Origin of the sequence: Methylocystis parvus OBBP (genome assembly GCF_027571405.1) — a bacterium.
In the GTDB taxonomy this organism is placed as follows: Bacteria; Pseudomonadota; Alphaproteobacteria; order Rhizobiales; family Beijerinckiaceae; genus Methylocystis; species Methylocystis parva.
Genome location: NZ_CP092968.1, coordinates 3,053,071 through 3,072,777, shown reverse-complemented (window position 1 = coordinate 3,072,777; position 19,707 = coordinate 3,053,071). Strand labels below are relative to the sequence as shown.

Annotated in this window: 17 protein-coding genes and 1 riboswitch; of the genes, 8 read left to right on the top strand and 9 right to left on the bottom strand. The window is 66.2% G+C overall.

What is annotated here, in order from left to right; translation table 11 throughout:
- Positions 1–115 precede the first annotated feature (115 nt).
- From MMG94_RS14950 to msrA, 5 genes are all read left to right on the top strand, one after another.
- Complete coding sequence (locus tag MMG94_RS14950; RefSeq protein ID WP_051001119.1) at positions 116–1,102, top strand: SPFH domain-containing protein; 987 nt, start codon at positions 116–118, stop codon at positions 1,100–1,102.
- A gap of 69 nt (positions 1,103–1,171) precedes the next feature.
- A complete protein-coding gene (locus tag MMG94_RS14945) occupies positions 1,172–1,633 on the top strand; it encodes an NfeD family protein (RefSeq protein ID WP_016919915.1) in 462 nt (153 codons plus the stop codon).
- 116 nt (positions 1,634–1,749) lie between these two features.
- Positions 1,750–3,537, top strand: coding sequence for a DNA mismatch repair endonuclease MutL (gene mutL, locus MMG94_RS14940; protein ID WP_016919916.1), 1,788 nt, complete (start codon positions 1,750–1,752; stop codon positions 3,535–3,537).
- 100 nt (positions 3,538–3,637) lie between these two features.
- Positions 3,638–4,150 carry a peptide-methionine (R)-S-oxide reductase MsrB gene (msrB, locus tag MMG94_RS14935; RefSeq protein ID WP_016919917.1) on the top strand — a complete coding sequence of 171 codons (513 nt, stop codon included), beginning with the start codon at positions 3,638–3,640 and terminating at the stop codon, positions 4,148–4,150.
- A gap of 10 nt (positions 4,151–4,160) precedes the next feature.
- Complete coding sequence (gene msrA / locus MMG94_RS14930; RefSeq protein WP_040579212.1) at positions 4,161–4,832, top strand: peptide-methionine (S)-S-oxide reductase MsrA; 672 nt, start codon at positions 4,161–4,163, stop codon at positions 4,830–4,832.
- A gap of 213 nt (positions 4,833–5,045) precedes the next feature.
- On the opposite strand, the gene gcvPB is transcribed toward msrA, so the two are convergent.
- From gcvPB to gcvT, 4 genes are read right to left on the bottom strand one after another with little or no spacing between them, the layout of a single operon-like run.
- On the bottom strand, positions 5,046–6,563 hold the full coding sequence (gene gcvPB, locus MMG94_RS14925; protein WP_016919919.1) for an aminomethyl-transferring glycine dehydrogenase subunit GcvPB: 1,518 nt from the start codon (positions 6,561–6,563) through the stop codon (positions 5,046–5,048).
- Complete coding sequence (gene gcvPA, locus MMG94_RS14920; protein ID WP_016919920.1) at positions 6,563–7,903, bottom strand: aminomethyl-transferring glycine dehydrogenase subunit GcvPA; 1,341 nt, start codon at positions 7,901–7,903, stop codon at positions 6,563–6,565. The genes gcvPB and gcvPA overlap by 1 nt, the downstream gene beginning before the upstream one ends.
- Positions 7,904–7,924: 21 nt before the next feature.
- Positions 7,925–8,299 carry a glycine cleavage system protein GcvH gene (gene gcvH, locus MMG94_RS14915; protein ID WP_026016243.1) on the bottom strand — a complete coding sequence of 125 codons (375 nt, stop codon included), beginning with the start codon at positions 8,297–8,299 and terminating at the stop codon, positions 7,925–7,927.
- A 10-nt stretch (positions 8,300–8,309) separates the two neighbouring features.
- Entirely contained in the window at positions 8,310–9,443 is a 1,134-nt protein-coding gene (gene gcvT, locus MMG94_RS14910; protein ID WP_016919922.1) for a glycine cleavage system aminomethyltransferase GcvT, read from the bottom strand.
- A 163-nt stretch (positions 9,444–9,606) separates the two neighbouring features.
- A riboswitch (glycine riboswitch) is annotated at positions 9,607–9,696 on the bottom strand.
- Between the two features lie 158 nt (positions 9,697–9,854).
- On the opposite strand from gcvT, the gene MMG94_RS14905 reads away from it, so the two are divergent.
- On the top strand, positions 9,855–11,897 hold the full coding sequence (locus tag MMG94_RS14905) for a hypothetical protein (protein ID WP_154419687.1): 2,043 nt from the start codon (positions 9,855–9,857) through the stop codon (positions 11,895–11,897).
- 103 nt (positions 11,898–12,000) lie between these two features.
- Here MMG94_RS14905 and MMG94_RS14900 read toward each other — a convergent pair whose 3' ends face one another.
- The 5 genes from MMG94_RS14900 to MMG94_RS14880 all read right to left on the bottom strand — a co-directional run bounded on the left by MMG94_RS14900 (position 12,001) and on the right by MMG94_RS14880 (position 17,749).
- Entirely contained in the window at positions 12,001–13,065 is a 1,065-nt protein-coding gene (locus tag MMG94_RS14900) for a cytochrome-c peroxidase (protein ID WP_016919926.1), read from the bottom strand.
- 48 nt (positions 13,066–13,113) lie between these two features.
- Complete coding sequence (locus tag MMG94_RS14895) at positions 13,114–13,755, bottom strand: S24 family peptidase (RefSeq protein ID WP_016919927.1); 642 nt, start codon at positions 13,753–13,755, stop codon at positions 13,114–13,116.
- A gap of 192 nt (positions 13,756–13,947) precedes the next feature.
- On the bottom strand, positions 13,948–15,801 hold the full coding sequence (locus MMG94_RS14890) for a cation:proton antiporter domain-containing protein (RefSeq protein WP_016919928.1): 1,854 nt from the start codon (positions 15,799–15,801) through the stop codon (positions 13,948–13,950).
- A 175-nt stretch (positions 15,802–15,976) separates the two neighbouring features.
- A complete protein-coding gene (locus tag MMG94_RS14885; RefSeq protein ID WP_154419689.1) occupies positions 15,977–16,462 on the bottom strand; it encodes a DUF2147 domain-containing protein in 486 nt (161 codons plus the stop codon).
- 78 nt (positions 16,463–16,540) lie between these two features.
- Positions 16,541–17,749 carry a glycosyltransferase family 4 protein gene (locus MMG94_RS14880; protein ID WP_026016246.1) on the bottom strand — a complete coding sequence of 403 codons (1,209 nt, stop codon included), beginning with the start codon at positions 17,747–17,749 and terminating at the stop codon, positions 16,541–16,543.
- Between the two features lie 128 nt (positions 17,750–17,877).
- On the opposite strand from MMG94_RS14880, the gene MMG94_RS14875 reads away from it, so the two are divergent.
- Together MMG94_RS14875 and bcsS are read left to right on the top strand one after the other, a co-directional pair.
- Positions 17,878–18,705 carry an alpha/beta hydrolase gene (locus MMG94_RS14875; RefSeq protein WP_016919931.1) on the top strand — a complete coding sequence of 276 codons (828 nt, stop codon included), beginning with the start codon at positions 17,878–17,880 and terminating at the stop codon, positions 18,703–18,705.
- Between the two features lie 190 nt (positions 18,706–18,895).
- Entirely contained in the window at positions 18,896–19,651 is a 756-nt protein-coding gene (gene bcsS, locus MMG94_RS14870; protein WP_016919932.1) for a cellulose biosynthesis protein BcsS, read from the top strand.
- Positions 19,652–19,707 lie beyond the last annotated feature (56 nt).

Here is a 19,707-nt window from a genome sequence, read left to right as displayed (position 1 = left end):
CTCGTCCTGAGGAGCGAGCGCAGCTCGCGTCTCGAAGGACGAGGCCGCCTTGAAGCTTTTTCACGGAGCAAATATGCGCCAGGCGCATTTGCATGCCGCCCCAACGGAGGAATCCATGGGCTTCCCGCTTTTCATCGTCGGCGTCATCGCCATCGGCCTGCTGGTCCTCGACCACAATTACGGTCTCGGCCTGTCGCTTCTGCATCATCCGCTGTTCTGGTTCGCTTATCTCGCGCTGCTGGCGCTCGCCGGCACGGTGCGTTTCGTGCGCCAGCAGAGCGTGCTCGTGATCGAGCGTCTCGGCCGCTACAACCGCACGCTCACGGCGGGCGTCAATTTCGTCTATCCGATCGTCGAACGCGTCGCCTACGCCTTCGATCTGCGCGAGCAGGTGATCGACGTGCCGGCGCAGGACGCGATCACCAAGGACAACGCCACCGTCACCATCGACGGCATTCTCTATTACAAGATCGTCAACGCCAAGGACGCCGCCTATGGCGCCGAGGACATTCGTCGCGCCATCGTCAATCTCGCCCAAACCTCCATGCGCTCCGCCATCGGCTCGATGGAGCTGGACAAGACGTTTGAGAACAGAAGCGAGATCAATGAGCGCGTGGTGCGCGCGGTCTCGGACGCCGCGCAGCTCTGGGGCGCCTATGTGACGCGCTACGAAATCAAGGACATCAAGATGCCCGAGTCGCTGCGCCAGTCCATGGAGCGGCAGATGAAGGCCGAGCGCGACAAGCGCGCCGCCGTGCTGGAATCGGAGGGCGTGAAGCAATCCGAGATCAACCGCGCCGAAGGCGAGAAACAGGCGGCGATCCTGCGCGCGGAAGGTCAGGCCAAGGCGATCGAACTTGTGCGCACGCAGATCACCCAGCAGGGCGGCGACGCGGCGGTGCAGCTCGAAGTCGCGAAATCGGCGATCGAGCAATATGGCCGCCTCGCCAAGGCCGGGAACTCGCTCGTGCTGATGGGCGACGGCGCCGATCCAGCGGGCTGGATCGCGAAGGCCATGGCAGTGCTCAATACGGTGAACAAGGGCGGCGCGCCGCAACCGCAGACGCGCAATAATCAGCCGTGGCAGCAACGGCCGGAATAATCTGCGGCCGCGCCTAACCTCTCCCCGCAATGCGGGGAGAGGGAGTTTACGCAAACCCTGGCAAAAGACATGGAACCCTCTTTCCTCTTCGACCCCGCCAACGCCAGCCTCGTCGCCGGGCTCGTGTTGCTCGCCGTCGACATCATGGTGATCGGCCTCTCGCCGCTGATGTTCGTCGGCGCCGGCGCGATCGTCGCGAGCGTCTTGCTTTATGCGACCGGCTGGCGTCCGGCGCTCGCGGAGACGCTGGCGCTGATCGCCGGCGCGAGCCTGCTCGTCGCGCTGCTGGGCTGGCGCCCGCTGCAACGCTTTCAGGCGACGGACGTTCAGGAAGACCAGAGCAGCGACCTCATCGGCCGCGAACTTGTCACGACCCATGAAGTGACGAAGGATGGCGGCCGCGTGCACTGGTCGGGCCTCGATTGGGAAGCGCGGCTTGCAGCGGATGCGCCTGTCGACATTCTCGCGCCCGGCGCCCGCGCGCGGGTGGCGCGGGTGGAGAATTTGGTGCTGGTGCTGGCGCCGGCCTAATCGTCATTGCGAGCGAAGCGAGGCAATCCAGTGGCGCGTCCTCCGATCGGGATTGCTTCGTCGGCGCCGTCTCCTCGCTATGACGGCGCAAGCGCGCAAGTGCTATAAGCCTCGACATGCCCGTCCGCCGCCTCGATCCCATTCTTGTCGACCGCATCGCCGCCGGCGAAGTCGTCGAACGACCCGCCTCCGCCGTCAAGGAACTGGTCGAGAACGCGCTCGACGCGGGCGCGGCGCGCATCGACGTCGCGATCGAGGAAGGCGGCAGAAAGCTCATTCGCGTCATTGACGACGGAAGCGGCATGGACGAGCAGGACCTTGCGCTCGCCGTCGAACGCCACGCGACGTCGAAAATCCCCGACGGCGATCTGACCCAGATTGCGACGCTCGGTTTTCGCGGCGAGGCGCTGCCCTCGATCGCCGCCGTCGCGGACCTCACCATCGACACGCGCGCGCGCGGCGCCGATCACGGCTTTTCCATCCGCGTCGAAGCGGGCGAGAAGCGCGGACTCGCCGCCTCCAATTGGCCGCGTGGCACGCGCATCGAAGCGCGCGCGCTTTTCGCCGCGACGCCCGCGCGACTGAAATTCCTGAAGACGGAACGCACCGAGACGGCGGCCGTCGTCGATGTCGTGAAGCGCCTCGCCATGGCGCATCCAGACGTGCGCTTCTCACTCGCTGCCGACGGCGGCGCGCTGTTCGATTACCCCGCCTGCGGCGAGGATATCGGCCGGCGCATCGCGCAGGCGATCGGGGAGGAATTCCGCGCCAACGCCTTCCACATCGACGCGGAACGGCAAAGCGTGCGGCTTACGGGGCTGGCGAGCCTGCCCACCTATAATCGCGGCAACGCCCAGCTCCAATATGTCTATGTCAATGGCCGGCCGGTGCGCGACAAGCTCTTCGCCGGCGCCGTTCGCGCCGCCTATCTGGATTTCCTCGCCCATGACAGGCACCCTGTGGTCGCGCTCTTCATCGATTGCGATCCGCGCATTGTGGACGTCAATGTGCATCCGGCAAAGGCCGAAGTGCGCTTCGCCGATCCAGGCCTGGTGCGCGGACTCGTCGTCGGCGCGCTGAAACAGGCGCTCGCCCAGCAGAGCCATCGTAGCGCCAACACAAACGCGCGCACGGCGATCGACATGCTCGCGAAAGGCGGCGCGCCGCGCTACGACTCCCCCTATCGCGCGCCGCCGCCGGCGAATTGGGACGTCGCGCGCTCCCCTTACGCGCCTTCGGGCTTCGCGGAGGCGCCACAGGCGGCTTTCGATATCGGCGCGCCCGCCGCGCGCGTGCATGAGCCGCCGGTCGAAACGATCGAAGACGCGCCGCTCGGCGCGGCGCGCGCGCAATTGCACGAGACCTATATCATCGCCCAGACGCGCGACGGCCTCGTCATCGTCGACCAGCACGCCGCTCATGAACGGCTCGTCTATGAGAAGCTCAAGAAACAACGCGAAGAAGCGGGCGTCGCCCGGCAGATGCTGCTCATCCCTGTCGTCGTCGATCTCGACGAGACGCGCATGAACGCGCTCGCGCCCGCTTTCGAGGAGCTTGCATCTCTCGGCCTCGTCATGGAGCCTTTCGGCCCCGGCGCCGTGATCGTGCGCGAGGCGCCGGCGGCGCTCGGCGACGTCAACCATAAGCGGCTCGTCGAAGACATCGCCGATCTCCTCGCTGAGGAAGGCGACGCGCGCGGGCTCTCGCGCAAACTCGACCATGTGCTCGCAACCTGCGCCTGCCACCATTCCGTGCGCGCCGGGCGGCGCCTGACCGCCGAGGAGATGAACGCTCTGCTGCGCGAGATGGAGACGACGCCGGGCGCGGCGCAGTGCAATCACGGCCGTCCCACCTATGTGGAGCTCAAGCTGTCGGACATAGAGAAGCTTTTCGGACGGAAATGAGCGCGCCGCCTATATGTAACGGATAGCCGAACGTCACCGAAGTCACTGAGGGAACCCCGCGCCGCTCGACCGAGAGGAGCCATTCGTGAACCGAAGGACCTTGTTGACCAGCACAATCGCTTTCGCTCTCGTCCCGAAGAACGTCCCCGCCGCCGAGACGGTCGACATCGAAGCTTTCGACGCCTCCGGCAAAAGCCTCGGCGTCTCGCGGGCCACGAAGGTCGTCAAGACCGACGCCGAATGGCGCGCGCAGCTCTCCCCCCTGGCTTACGACGTCACGCGACATGAAGGCACGGAGCGCGCCTTCACCGGTCCCTATTGGGATGCGCATGAGGATGGGCTTTTCCGCTGCGTCTGCTGCGACACGGCGCTTTTCGACTCGAAGACGAAATATGATTCCGGCACGGGCTGGCCAAGCTTCTTCGCGCCGGTCTCCAAGATCAATGTCGTCGAGAGCGCGGACGATTCCTTCGGCATGCGCCGAGTCGCCGTCTCCTGCAAACGCTGCGACGCGCATCTCGGCCATGTCTTCACCGACGGGCCGAAGCCGACGGGGCTGCGCTATTGCATGAATGGCGTCGCGCTGCGCTTCGTCGCGCGCGGACAGGCCTGAGGGCGCAGCGATGAAACGCTTACTTTTTACCTTCGCCGCGCTTGCCTTCCTCGCCTCGCCGCTCGCGGCGCAAGAGCGCGCCGTGAGCCTGCCGCCGCCTGTCTACGATCCAGCGCCGGCGTCCGACAGCCCGCAAAAGCTCGTCCTCGCCGGCGGCTGCTTCTGGGGCGTGCAGGGCGTCTTTCAGCATGTGAAGGGCGTATCGCGCGCCGTCTCCGGCTATGCCGGGGGTTCGGAGAAGACCGCGCGTTACAACATGGTCTCGCAAAGCGATACGGGCCATGCCGAGTCGGTCGAGATTACCTATGACCCCAAGACGGTGAGCCTCGGCAAATTGCTGCAGGTTTACTTCTCCGTCGCGCATGATCCGACGCAGTTGAACCGGCAGGGGCCGGACGAAGGAACGCAATATCGCTCGGCGATTTTCATCTCCGGCTCCGAGCAGGAAAAGGTCGCGCGCGACTATATCGCGCAGCTCTCATCGGCGGCGGCCTTCGCGAGCCCCATCGTGACGACGCTCGAGCCGCTTTCCCGCTTCTATCCGGCGGAAGCCTACCATCAGGACTATCTCGTCCAGCATCCGCGCGCGCCTTATATTATTTACAACGACCTGCCGAAGATCGGAAATCTGAAGAAGCTCTTCCCCGATCTCTATCGTGAAGCGCCTGCGCTGACGAATTGATGCGCGCCCCTCCCCGCCATTCCATGGGGAGGAATAATGTAGCGACGGTTTCGCCCGTCATTGCGAGCCGAAGGCGAAGCAATCCAGAGCCTCATCACGACTCCGGATTGCATCGCGCTTTTGCGAAGTCGGGTATACCCGACTTCGAGAAAAATGCTGCACAACAATGACGGGGCGGGAGCGACGGCCACATCATAGCGTCGAAAGTCGCTTCTACGCCGCGCGCCACCGCAGCACGGGCTTGCGCGCCGCCAGCGTCTCGTCCACCCGTCGGCGCGGCGCGTAACGGGGCGCTTGCGCGAAGCGCTGCGCGTCGCCGTCCTTTGCGCTTTTCGCGAGACTGCGCAGCGTGGCGACAAAAAGATCGAGCGAAGCCTTCGATTCCGATTCCGTCGGCTCGATCAGCATGGCGCCATGCGCGACGAGCGGGAAATACATGGTCATCGGATGGTAGCCCTCGTCGATCATCGCTTTGGCGAAGTCGAGCGTGGTCACGCCCGTCCCTTTCAGCCAGGCGTCGTCGAAGAGGACCTCATGCATGCAGGGCCTGTCGCCGAAAGGCTGGGTCATCACGTCGCGCAATGACGCGCGCACATAATTCGCCGAGAGAACGGCGTCCTTCGACGCCTGCGTCACGCCGTCGCCGCCATGGGCCAGCATATAAGCGAGCGCGCGTACGAACATGCCCATCTGGCCGTGAAAGGCCGTCATACGGCCGAAGCTTTGCGTTCCCGACGCATGCTCCACAAGTTCGATCTTCTCGCCTTCGCGGCGAAGGAAGGGAATCGGCGCGAAGGGCGCGAGGCGTTCGGACAGAACGACCGGCCCGGCGCCCGGTCCGCCGCCGCCATGCGGCGTCGAGAAGGTCTTGTGCAGATTGATATGCATGGCGTCGACGCCGAAATCGCCTGGCCGCGCGACGCCGGCGATGGCGTTGAAATTGGCGCCGTCGCAGTAGAAATATGCGCCGGCGTCATGCACCGCTTCGGCGATCTCGACGATTTCGCGTTCGAAGAGCCCGCAAGTGTTCGGGTTGGTCAGCATGATCGCGGCGACGTCGGGACCGAGCGCCTCCCGCACCGCTTGCGCGCGCACGGTTCCGTCTTCCGCGGCCGGCACGACGCGCACGGAAAAGCCGAGCAGCGCCGCGGTCGCCGGATTGGTGCCATGCGCCGATTGCGGAATGAGCACGACATTGCGCGTCGCGCCTTCTCCCTTCGCGACGATGGCGGATTTGATCGCCATCATGCCGCAGAGCTCGCCATGGGCGCCGGCCTTGGGCGAAAGCGCGACGGCCCGCATGCCGGTGAGCGTCATCAGCCAGTGCGCCAGCGTCTCCAATAATTCGAGCGCGCCCTGCGCGGTCGATTGCGGCTGTAGCGGATGAATGTCCGCAAAGCCTTCGAGCCGCGCCATTTTCTCATTCAGACGCGGATTGTGCTTCATCGTGCAGGAGCCGAGCGGGTAGAGTCCGGCGTCGATCGAATAATTCTTGCGCGAGAGCCGCACGTAATGGCGCATCGTCTCGGGCTCGGTGAGCCCGGGAAGGCCGATCGCTTCCTTACGTTCGAGCCCGCCGAGGCGCGGCGCGACGTCCGGCGCGTCTTCCAGATCGACCCCGGTCGCGTCCGGACGGCCGATCTCGAAGAGCAAGGGCTCTTCCTGATCGAGCGCGCGATTGCCGGTGAAGGTGTCGGGCGTTTCTCCGATATGGGCGGGACGGTCGAGCATCAGAGCGTTTCCTCGAGCGCGGCGACGAAAGCCGCGCGATCTTCATGCGTATTGATTTCGGTGCTGGCCACGAGAAGCAGATCGTCGAGGCCGGCGTTCGGCAAAAGGCGCGAAACGGGAACGCCCGCCAATACGCCCTTCGCCGCCATCTTCTCGACGAGAGACGCCGCGTCGCCATTCACGCGGACGGTGAATTCGTTGAAGAAGCTCTTGTTGAGCACATCGACCTTGGGGAGCTTTTCCAGCATCCCGGCGAGCGCCACGGCGTTGGCGTGATTGAGCTTCGCAAGCTTCCTCAGCCCCGCCTCGCCGAGCAGCGTCATGTGAATGGTGAAGGCCAGCGCGCAGAGCCCGGAATTCGTGCAGATGTTCGAGGTCGCCTTGTCGCGGCGAATGTGCTGCTCGCGAGTCGAAAGCGTCAGCACATAGGATCGCCGCCCGTCGGCGTCGACGCTCTCGCCCGCGAGCCGGCCCGGCATCTGGCGCACATAATCGTGCCGCGTGGCGAAGAGGCCGACATAGGGACCGCCGAAATTCAGCGCATTGCCGATGGACTGGCCTTCGCCGACGACAATATCCGCGCCCATGGCGCCGGGCGACGCGAGCAGGCCGAGCGAGACGGCTTCGGTAAAGACGGCGATGAGCAAGGCGCCGTGCTTGCGGCAGGCTTCCCCAATCGCGGCGAGGCCGCGCAGATTGCCGAAAAAGTCCGGCGTCTGAACGACGACGCAGGAGAGGCTGTCGTCAATCTTCCCGATCAGATCTTCCGCGCCGAGAATGTCGGGCGGCATACGCACGACGTCGTCTTCCGCGAGGCGCGAAACCGTCCGCACGACCTCCGCGTAATGCGGATGCAGCCCGCCCGAGAGCAGAGCCTTGCGCCGCCTGGTCAAGCGATGCGCCATCAGCACGGCTTCGGCGGTCGCCGTCGAGCCGTCATACATGGAGGCGTTGGCGACATCCATGCCGGTCAGCAGAGCGACCTGCGTCTGGAACTCGAAGAGATATTGCAGCGTGCCCTGCGAAATCTCCGGCTGATAGGGCGTGTAGCTCGTGAGGAATTCCGAGCGCTGGATCAAATGATCCACGCTCGCCGGCACATGATGCTTATAGGCGCCGGCGCCGAGGAAGAAGGGAACGCGCCCCGCGGACATGTTGCGCGCCGAGAGGCGGGAGAGGATGCGCTCGACCTCGACTTCGGATTTGTGGCGCGGCAGATCGAGCGGCTCTTCGAGAACAGTCGACGCCGGCGCGTCGGCGTAGAGCGCTTCGACATTCGCGACGCCGATCGTCGCGAGCATGTCGCGCCTGTCGGTCTCGGACAAGGGATGATAGCGCATCGTCGTCGATTCCTTCCCGCGCTACAAGGTCTTCACGAAGCCGGCATAGGCGGCTTCATCCATCAGCGTTTCGATCTCGCTCTCAGCCTCGACGCGCAGCTTCACCAGCCAGCCGCCCGCCAGGGGATCGTCATTGACGAGCGCGGGCTTTTCGCCGAGCTCCGCGTTCACCTCGACGACTTCGCCCGAGACGGGCGCATAGACCTCGCTCGCCGCCTTCACGCTTTCGATGACCGCGAGTTCCGAGCCCTTGGTCACTTTCTTGCCGACCTTGGGCAGGTCGATAAAGACGATGTCGCCGAGTTGCGCCTGCGCATAATCGCTGATGCCGATGGTCGCGATGTCGCCGTCCAACCGGAGATATTCGTGATCCTTGGTGAAGCGCGGGCCGCTCATGTTCTCCCCCTCAAGCATGCGGTTTGAAGTAGCGATGCGCGACGAAGGGCAGCGGCGCGACCTCGACGCCGATGCGATTGCCGCGCAGCTCCGTGAAGATCGTGACGCCGTTCGCGGCGTAGGCGCGCGCGACATAGCCCATTGCGATCGGCCGCTGCAGCGTCGGCGAGAAGCCGCCCGATGTGACATGGCCGACGACTTCGCCGCTCTCGGAAATGAGCATGGCCCCTTCGCGCACAGGGGCTTTCGATTGCGGCAGGAAGCCGACGCGACAACGCGCCGGTCCATCGCGCAGAGCGGCGCCGATGCGGGCGAAGCCCGGGAAGCCGCCATCCTGCCGGCGCCTCTTGCCGATGGACCATGCCAGACCCGCTTCGACCGGGTCGGTGGTTTCATCGAGATCATGCCCATAGAGCGGCAGGCCGGCCTCGAGGCGCAGCGCGTCGCGCGCGCCGAGTCCGGTCGGCGCGACGTCCTCGTTTTGCAGTAAGGCGTTCACGAACATCTCCGCGCGGTCGGCGCGCATGGAGATTTCAAAACCGTCCTCGCCGGTATAGCCGCTGCGCGAGACGAAGACGTTCGACACGCCCTCTTCGAAGGCCCGCCAATGCAGAAAGGGAAGGTCCTCGGCGCCGGGGAGCAGAGCGCCGAGGACGCTGGCCGCGCGCGGCCCCTGGAGGGCGATCAGCGCCCGGTTCAACGGGATGAAGTCGAATTGCGGCAGGCGTTCGCGAATGAGCGCGAAGTCGGCGGCCTTGCGCGACGCGTTGACGACGAGCAGCAGGCGTTCTTCCACGCCCGGCAGGCGCGTCGCCATCAGATCGTCGAGGACGCCGCCTGTCTCGTTGAGAAGCTGCGTATAGCGCGTGCGGCCGGGCGGGAGGCTCGCCAGGTCGCCGGGCGCGAGGCTCTCGAGCGCGCGGGCCGCGCCAGCCCCGGCAATAATCGCTTGGCCCATATGCGACACGTCGAAAAGACCCGCCTTGTGACGCGTGTGCAGCGTCTCGGACACAATGCCGGCGGCGTATTGCAGCGGCATGTCATAGCCCGCAAAGGGGGCCATGCGCGCGCCGAGGCTGCGATGCAAGGCGTCGAGGGGAAGATGCGCGAGCGGCGCGCTTTCAGGGTTGGACTCGGCCGTCACGACAGGCTCTCCGGCGTTGGCGTCGGCGCGGCAGGCGGAATCCCACTGCGTCGCGCGCCCCCTCTGTCCGGTGACCTGAGAGATTTCCCCGCGTCGAGAACGCGGGTTACGCCCTTCGGTGGACGAAGCGCCTTCCAGGGCGCCGCGCCTCTTTCCAGAGTCCGTTCTCCTCGCGGTCCTTTTGCCTGAGCGTTTCCGGGGCGGTTTCGCCTTCGGCGCCGGCGCCATGGCCGGTCTCTCCCGCGAAGGAGACTATGCGAAAAAGATGTGCCTCATTCCGCATTGCGTCAAGGCGCATTTTCGCGACATTTGCGTCGGCGCCCGTCGCCCGGCTATTCTTTGGGCGCCTTTCTCCCGCATGGCTTGCGGCGCCATGCTTCACCTTGGCTTTCATTTCGGGCGCTGCGGCGGATGTGGCAGGAGCAATTCGACTATTTCTGGGATGGCCGGCGCCGTCTCGTCATCGGCTGCTATGACGGCGCGGAGCGCGCGCCCGCGGCCGCGGCGCGTCCGGCGCTGACTGTTTATTCGGCGCGCGACGCGAGCTTCCAAAGCGACGCGACGCTCGTCGACGTCGTCGATGCGACGCGCTGGCGCGCCGGCGCCGCCATTTTCGATATCCCCATCGAACATCGCTTTCTGCGCCTGACCGCGTCCGACGGGAGCGCGTTGACGCTGCATCTCGGCTCTGAGCGCGAGCAGCCCGCTTCCGGCGAGTACCGGCTGCTCATGACGCTGCTGCCGGAGTCGAACGGGCAGGAAGCGGCGGTCTTCCGAATCGCGTCGCTGTCTCCGCGCGGCGACGTGGAGCGCCTCGCCCGCGAGCAGACCGCCGCCGCCGGCGCGCGCCTCGTCTGGGCCTTCGGCCAGCGGCGCGCATTCGAACAAAGCGCGGATGGCGCCCTTGTCGCGAAAATCGCGCCCGCGCGACGCATCTTCCCGGCCTATCAGACGCGCCTCCTGCTCGAAGCGCGCGCGCTCGACACGGAGTCCGCCGCCGACACGCGGGAGGCGCCCTTCGCCGTCATGCAGCATTGGCTGCGCGAAAACGGCGCCCCGCGCGCGGCGCTGCGGCTGCGCGTTCCCGACTCGCTCGAAGAGAGCGCGACCCTTCTCGGCCGCGCTTCGGTCGCCCTCGTCCTCAACCAACGCCGGCGCCTGCGCGTCTGGATGCAGGAACAGAAACAGGCGGGCGAGGCGATCATCGATCCGCTGACATTCGACGACATCCGCCAGGCGACGGGCGATCCCGGCGAATACCCGGACGCGGCGGAGACGACCGACGCCGTCGTCGTCGCCAATCTCCTCAATCTGCTTCTCGACCCCGACTCGCCCGAGGCCGACGGCGTCGTGGTCCGTCGCCTCCAGGAGAAAAACGGCGGCGCGTTGGGCGAGACGATCGAAATCGATTTCTACGGCGCCGCGCTCGGCGACGAAATCGGTCTTGTTTCGCCCTCGGCGCATGCGGGCGATCTTGGCGTCGCGCCGGTCGATCCGGGCGGCCCGCCCTTCGCGCGGCTCTTTCGGGTCGAGGCGGACGGCCTTTCGGCCCGCCGACTGAGCGACGACGATCCGCTTCTCGATGAATTGCTGCGCCGCGCCGGGAGCGCGACGGCGCGCATCGGCGCGGGCGCCGCCGCCCGCGCCTTCGCCGAGCGCGCGGCGGGGCTGAAAGGACGGCGCGAGAAGCTCGTCGCCGGCCTCAATGAGGCGCTGACGCGCGCCGGCCTGACGGGGCGGTTCTCGGCGGCCGGTCTGTGGGAGGTTTTCGAGCCGCTACAGGAGGCGAGTTTCGCGGCGCTTGCGACGGAGGCGTCGCCGACGGTCCGCGCCTTGCTGCAGCAGAGCGGCGGCTATGTCGCCTATGCGACGGACCCCGCTCTCGTCGGCCAGTTCGCGCATGGCGGCGCGCTGGCCGAAAGCGCGTCGACCTTGCGCGTCGGCGCAGACCAGCGCGGCCCGGCCTCGCTTGCCGGGCGATATGCGGCCGCCTGCGGCGCCGGGGGCATGACGCCATTGAGTCTCGGCGCCGCCGAACAGCTCGCCGCCTTACGCGCCTTGATGGAAGAGGAGGACGCGCTTGTCCTGCGGGACGCCCGCATCGGCCTCTCGCCCGAACCGGCCCTGCGCCGCGCCGCCGCGCGCGCCGCGCGCCAGCTCGCCGGCGTCGCGGGCGTCGAGCGCGCCATCGACCATTTCGAACGCAGCCGCGACGCCGAGAGCGCGGCGGCGCTGACCGATTATCTCGCCGCGCGACGCGCCGGGCGCTGGATCGCGGCGAGTTCCGCGCCCGCCCTCGGGCAACTCGTGACGCGCGCCGGCGTCGAGCAGGAGGAGGCGCAGACCCGCGTCGTCGCGGGCATGACGGCCGCGGCGGCGGCCCCGCAGCCCGCCCCGGCTCCCTCGCCGCCGGAGAAGCCGAAAGGATTTCTGCGGCGGCTGTTCGGGGGGTAGCCCCAAACTTTCGGGGTTCGCAAGAGGCTGGCGATTTTCAGAGGCGGCCTCATCTTCGAAACGCAGGCGTCTCGAAGGACGAGGGGCGCTGCGCGAGAGCGCCTTAGCGATCGCGCGGCGGCAGGATCGGCAGCACGATCTCCGGCTGCTTGCCGGTCAGCGTCTTGAGGAAGGCGACGATCTTCGTCGTCTCGTCTTCGGCGAGCTTCGCGCCGAGCTGCGACTCCGCCATCACCGTCACCGCCTTTTTGAGGTCGAAGGTCGAGCCGGCGTGGAAATAGGGCGCGGTCAGCTCGACATTGCGCAGGGACGGGACCTTGAAGACGTAGCGATCGGCGTTGTTCTTCGTCACCACGTAACGGCCGGCGTCCTCGGCGGGCAGATGCTCGGGGCCGGGATTTGCGACGACGCCGAATTTCGCGTAGCTCGCGCCGCCGATATTCACGCCGTTGTGGCAGCTCGCGCAGCCCTTGTCGATGAAGAGCTTGAGGCCCGCCTTCTGCGTCTCGTCGAGCGCGGCGTCGTCGCCGGTCAGCCAACGGTCGAAGGCGGAGTCGGGCGTGATCATCGTCGCTTCGAAGACGGCGATGGCGCGGCCGATATTGTCGTAGACGAGCGGATCGGCGTCGGCGGGGAAAGCCTTCCTAAAGGCGCCCGCATAGCCGGGGATCGCTTTGAGCTGGTCGATCTCGCGCTGTTTCGTGGCGGCGAGCTCCGTGGGGTTGATGGCCATGGGGCCGCCGCGCGTCTTCAACATCGCCTTCGGATTGGCCATGACGGAATTCACGACCTGATCCTTCAGATCGGCCGCGCGGCCATCCCAATATTGCGACTTGTTGAAGACCGCGTTGAAGACGGTCTGCACTTCGCGGCCGGCGAGCTGCGCGTTCCCGCTCGACAGCGCGCCGCCGTCGACGCCGCCCATGCTGAGATTATGGCAGGTGGCGCAGGCGAAGCTGCGGCTGTCCGAGAGGCGCGGCTCGAAATAAAGCATCTTTCCGAGTTCGAGCTTTTCGGGCGTCGCCGGATTGTCGGGCAGGGCGGGGGCCGTCCTGGGAATGGGTTCGAAGAGACCCTTCGCCTGATCGCGCAAGGCGTCCTCCGCATGGGCGACGCCGGCGCCGAAAGACAGGAGAGCGACAAGAGAGGCGATCAGGGAGTGACGCATGTTCGGACCCGTTTCATAATTTGGAATCGTTGTATATCACAGCTGCGATCACTGACTCGCCCATAAAATCCGCGCCATCCAACTCACATCCTCGCGCGGAACGACGCGGTCGGGAAAGGCGGGATTGATCGAACGCAGCTCTATGAAGCGGGCCGTCTGGCGCTTCAGCTCCTTCGCCATGATCTCGCCGGAAGCCGTCTTCACCACCACCCGGTCTCCGCGGCGAATCGGCGCGGCCGGCGAGACGATGACGATGTCGCCGTCGCGATAGAGGGGGGACATCGAGTCGCCCGAAATCTCCAGCGCGTAGGAATGTTCGTCGGCGTCGGAGAGCACCTCGATCTCGTCCCAGCCGGCGCCGACCGCGAAGCCGGCGTCGTCGAAGAACCCGCCCTCTCCCGCCTGAGCGAGTCCGATCAGCGGCCGCGTATGGCGCCGCGTCGCCGCGCTATTGGCGGAGACGAGCGCCATGAATTCGTCGAGGCTCGCCCCCGTGGCCTGCAGCACTTTGGCGATCGACTCGGTCGAGGGCCAGCGCTGGCGCCCTTCCGACGTCTCGCGCTTGGAGCGGTTGAAGGTGGTGGGGTCGAGGCCCGCTTTGCGCGCCAGGCCGGAGGGCGTGAGGCCGTAGCGCTCGCCCAGCGCGTCGATCGCCGCCCAGATTTGCGCGTGAGAGAGGATGTCGGTCATCGGAAGGCCGTGGCGGGGGAAATCCCATGTTAGGAATATATCCTCCCATCGCCCGGCGCAACATGAATTTTGTCTTAACCGAACATGGCTTAGGACGGCCGAACGTCGACACGACTTTCGTCTTGGCCAATCAATCTCCTAGCGCTTTTCCCGAACGACGTCCGGCGGCGACGGAACTGGCGCGAAACCAGCCTAAGCCTCCCCCTCCGCCTCCTTGGCGGGGCCGGAGATGCGGCGGCGCGCCTGCTCCCGCTTGATCTGGTTGCGCCGCTCGGTCTGCCGCGCCCGCGCCTCTTCCCCCGTGGGCTGCAATATCTTGCGGAATTCGTCGCGCTTTTCGTGAATGGAGGCGATGACGTATCCCATAGGGACGCCGACGTCGACGAGCACGGTTTCGGCGAGTTGCAGGCTCGCCTCGATCGTCTCCGGAATGGCGTCGCTGGCGCCGAGGCTGTAAAGCGTCGTGGCGTGCCGCGCGTCGCGGGCGCGGGCGACGATGACGAGATCGCCGCGAATTTCATGTGCGAGACGCACGATCTCCTCGACGGCGGGGGCGTTTTCGATCGTGACGACGAGCGCGCGCGCCTGCTCCAGGCCGCATTTGAGCAGAAACTCCCGCCGCGCCGCGTTGCCCCAATAGATTTCGACGCCCTTCTCACGGCCTTCGGCGACGAGGGAAACGACATTCTCCACGGCGACGAAGGGCACGTTGTGCCGGGAAAGCATCTCGCCCACGAGGCTGCCGATGCGGCCAAAGCCGACAATGACCACGCGGCCCTCGGCGATGGCGCTTTCGGGCGCGAGATGTGCGTATCGCGCCTCGTCGTCGTCGCGTTCCGCAGGCTGCGCAAGGCGCGCGCCGAGGCGGCCCAGGAAAGGAATGAAGAAGATCGACAGCGTCACCACCATCATGGCGTCGTTGCCGAAATGGCCCGGCAGCACGCCGGCCAGCATGGCGGAGGTGAGAAGGGCGAAGGCGAACTCGCCGCCGGGGGCAAGCAGGAGCGCAGCCTCCGCCGCGGTCCGCCAGTCGATGCGAAACAGCAGCGCAAGCGGGAAAATGATCGCGGCCTTGAGGGCGGTCAGGCCGACCGCGTGCAAAATCACCGGCGCCGGATCGGCGACGACGGCGCCGATGTCGAGCCCCGCGCCGACGGAGACGAAGAACAGGCCGAGGAGGAGCCCCTTGAAGGGCTCGATCGTGACCTCGATCTCGCGCCGGAACTCGGTTTCCGCGAGCAGCAGGCCTGCGACGAAGGCGCCGAGGCCCATGGAGAGCCCGGCCGCCGCCGTAATGAGCGCCTCGCCTACCACGACGAGCAGGCAAGCGGCCATGAAGAGTTCGGTGAGCTGCGCCGAGGCGACGAGGCGAAAGAGCGGCCGCAGCAGCAGCCGGCCGAAGAAGATGAGCCCCGCCAGCGCGGCGAAAGCAGGCAGAAAGGCGGAAGCCGCCTGAAGCGCGCTGAAGCCGTCCTTGGCCGTCGCCATGAAGGAGACGAAGAAGAGCGCCGGCGCGACCATGAGATCTTGCAGCAGCAGGACCGAGAAGGCGACGCGGCCCGGCGCCTTGTTGAGGCGCCGCCCCTCCGAGAGCACGGGCATGACGACGGCCGTCGAGGACATGGCCAGCGCCGCGCCCATCAGGATCGAAGGAGCCGCGTCGACGCCGAACCAATAGTGGCCGACAAGGGCGAGCGCCGTCGTCGAGATGACGACCTGGGCGAGTCCGAGCCCGAAGACCAGACGCCGCAACCGCACAAGCCGCTCCCAGGAAAGCTCGAGCCCGATCATGAAAAGGAGGAAGACAAGCCCGAATTCCGCGAGCTGGGAAACGCCCTCGACGTCGGCGATGGTGAAGAAGGAGACAATGTTCCCCGGCTCGGCCAGACGCCCGAGCCCATGCGGCCCGAGCGCCGCGCCGGCGAGGAGAAATCCAAGAACCGGGCTGACGCGCAAGCGATGGAAGAGCGGGACCACGACGCCGGCGGTCGCCAGAAAGACCAGCGCCTCCCGATAGGATTCCAGATGTAACGGATTCTCGCCCAAGAAGCCCCCGCAGCGTTTGTGATTCGACTATCCCAATTTAACGGCGGCTGCGGCCTTGGCGAGCGCATCGCAACAAAATCTTCGCCTGAATTCGTCGCTCAGACGCATAAAAAAGCGCCGCCCCAAGGGGCGGCGGAGGTCGAGGGCTGGAGGATTGCGGATACTGACCTTGCCGCTACTCGGCGCGCGCGGACTCCTTACCTTGCGCGGGCGCGGAGGCGGCGTTCTGAGATTTCGCCGCAGCGACGCGCGTCCAGGTTTCGCCGCTGCACAGGAAGCCCCACAGGCATCCCTTCAACCGCAGCTCATTCGCCGATTTGATGGTGATGAAACCGTCATAGGTCTTGCCGTCCTGAGCATTGTAGAGCTTGCCCTTCCATTCGTTGGGGCCGCTCTTGGCGGCGCCGCGGAGGATGACCGTGCCGACGGCCTTCTCGTCTCCCTCCTTCTTCACGGAAATGAGCTTGGCGCAGAGAAGGGCGCCGCAGTCATAGAAGCTGAACTGCTCTCCGCCTTCCGGCCGGAGCCAGACGCCGCGCGGATCGTTGGGGTCGGGCGCGCCGACGGCGACGGGCGCGGCGAGCAGCGCAAGGGCGGCGATGGGAAGCGCCAGGCGCGCAAGGCCGCGCGCGAGGGGATCGTACACAGAAAGACGTCTCATTTCGATCGCTCCTTTGGTCGCGATAAGGGACAGCATCCCGCGCCAAAGGGGCGATTCTTCGGCCTCAATTAGGAGGCCTCAGGGCGAATTTCCGAGCAGTCGCTTATAAACCTCGAGCGTCGCGCGCTGCATCTGCTCAACAGAGAACCGCGACTGCACGTTGGCGCGGGCGCGCAGCATCATCTCGTCCCGCGCCGACGCCTTCATGGCCAGAGCTTCCGTCACCGCCTGCGCCAGCGCCGCCGGATCGCCGGGCGGCACGCGCCAGCCCGTCGCCTGATGCGTCGGACATTGTGGCGGCGCGCGCACGATTTCGGGCGAGGCGCCGATATCCGAGACGATGACCGGAGCGCCCATCGCCTGCGCCTCGATCGCGACGCGGCCAAAGGCCTCGGGCTCGGTCGAGGGCGCGACGACGACCGCCGCCGCGAGATAGGCGGCGGGCATGTCCTCGCAATGACCGACATTGCGGACGAAGCCCTCGAGGCCGGCGCGGATGATTTGCGTCTCGATATTGCGGCGGAAGCTGTCGCTGTGCGGATCGCCGACGAAAAGGATGCGGATGTCGCGCCGCCATTCGGCCGCGAGGCGCTTCGCGGCCTCTATCATCACGGCGTGGCCCTTGCGGGCGGCGAGACGGGCGGGAAGCAGCACCACGCGCTCATGCGGGGCGACGCCCCATTCCGCGCGCAGTCTCTGGACGCGCGCCGGCGCGACGGCCGCCGGAGAGAACAGCCTCAGATCGGCGCCGCGCGGAATCACGACGACGCGTTCGGCGGCTTCCGGATGCAGCTCGCTAATGCGCTTCGCCGCAAAATCCGAAATGGCGATGATGACGTCCCCCGCCGCCATGATGGCGTTGTAGCGCAGTTTGATGGGCGACGTTCCGTAATAGGCGCTGTGATAGGTGGTGACGAATTTCGCGCCGGTCTGCCGCGTCGCGTAATAGGCCACCCAGGCCGGCGCCCGCGAACGCGCATGCACGATGTCGACGCCTTCGTCCCGTATCACGCGCGCGAGCTGGACGGAATTCAGCGCCATCGCGATCGGGTTTTTCGTGGCCGCCGGAAAAGGCAGCCAGACGCCGCCCTTGGACTGTAACTCGCTGACCATGCGCCCGCCGCGCGAAGCGACGAGACTGCGCCCGCCGGCCTGCGACAATGCTTCGGCCATATCGATGGTGGCGCGCTCCGCCCCGCCCGATTGAAGATCAGGCACGATCTGCAGCACCGTCCGACCGACCAGGGAATGGTCGGCGGCGGCGAGAGGGGCGAGGGTCTGGGACATGAGGCGATTGGCGAGCGGCGGTTCCTTAATCGCTCGCATTCTCTTTCGAGATTATTTACCAACTATGAGCGAAAGGCGGGAAATCAAGGAAAGGGCCTTTGCGCCCGCGCAAGATTCGAGGAGCGAGCTTGAACGAGACCGACTGCGACCGTCTCGACGTCGAAAATCCATCGGGCGGCGCGCCCTGGCGGATCGCGCGGCGGCTGCGCAAGGCGGCAAGCGACGGCGGCCCTGGAATCGTCTGGCTGGGCGGCTTCGCATCGGACATGGAGTCGACCAAAGCCGGCTTTCTCGACGCCTTTGCGAAAGAGCGCGGCCGCGCCTTCCTGCGATTCGACTATTCGGGTCACGGCGCGTCGGACGGGCGCTTCGAAGACGGCTGCATCGGCGATTGGCTGGAGCAGACCGTCGTGGTCTTCGACCGTTCGACGCAGGGACCGCAGATCGTCGTCGGCAGCTCCATGGGCGGCTGGCTCGCTTTGCTGCTCGCGCGGCGCCTCGCCGAAAAGAACGAGACCGCGCGCCTCGCCGGCCTCGTCCTTCTCGCGCCGGCGGTCGACTTCACCGAAGCGCTCATGTGGAAAAATCTCGACGAGGCGGCGCGCCGCGAGATCATGGAGAAGGGCGCCTGGATGCGCGCCTCGCAATATTCCCCCGACCCCACGCCCATCACGCGGCGGCTGGTCGAGGACGGACGCAAGCATCTGCTGCTGGGCGGGGTCATCCGCTCTTACGCGCGCGTCCACATCCTGCAGGGCATGGCGGACCCCGACGTGCCCTGGCGCCACGCGCTGACCATTATGGAGCATCTCTCGGCGGATCCCGCGACTTTGACCTTCATCGCCGACGGCGATCATCGCCTCTCGCGCGCGCAAGATTTGGCGCAGCTCGCCGCCGCCGTCGAGTTGATGAGCGCGCCCGCAAAAAGCGAGCCGCCGCGCGACCTTTTCGGCTGACGATCGCGCAATCCACGCCCCGAATCCTCGAAATTTAATCAATCTTAGGCATAACAAATCCCTGTTTGGAAACAGCATCAATTTGTTAAGTCCCGTAAAGCAACTTTGGTCCCGCAAATAGGCGCCATGACAGGCGCAAAGTGCGGCGAAGGGCGAGAGATCGCCCGAGACAAATGAGTTGTCTTGAATCATGCGCGCGTCCCGTATTCTCGCTCTCGTCGTCGCAGCCGCGATCTCGATGACATTCGCGAGCGCGCGCGCCGCCGACTGGTATACGGGCGTGCCGAGCGACGGGCCGCCGATCCCCAAGGCGCCGCGCGCGACGCTCGACATCGCGCTGGACGGCACGAGCCAGGCCGCCTATTCCGCGGCGATCATCGGCACGATCGCGCCCTTCACGCCGCTCGACCGGAGCGGTTTCCGCCTGCGCGGCAGCGGCATTGTCGGCACCTACACCTATGACTCGACGGATGTCGGCAAGGTCAACGGCAATCTGACCGGCGGCGCCATGCTCATGGGCTATGAGTGGGTGTTCAAGCGGGCGACGGTCTCGGTCTATCTCGGCGGCGAAATCGTCAACACGAACATATCGCCCAACGACCCCAACAACCAGGCCAAGGGCACGAGCGTCGGCATCAAGGTCGCGACGGATTTCTACGTCACGCCGACCAACGACACGATGATCGCGGGCGTTTTCTCCTACTCGTCCAACTTCAGCTCCTATTACGGCCGCCTGAAATTCGGCATGGCCTTCGCCGACCGTCTCTATGTCGGTCCCGAAGTCGGGGCGCTCGGCGACAACTTCTTCCAGCAATGGCGCATCGGCGGCCATGTGACGGGCATCCGGTTCGGCATGCTGCAATTTGGCGGCGCGCTGGGATTTCTTAACGATCGCGTCCGCGGCGGCGGCGTCTACGGCACGGTCGATACGCGCGTAACATTCTAGTTTTTCGACAAAAATGGACCCGCGCCTCCATTGTTAACGCCGCTTTTAGCTCCTCC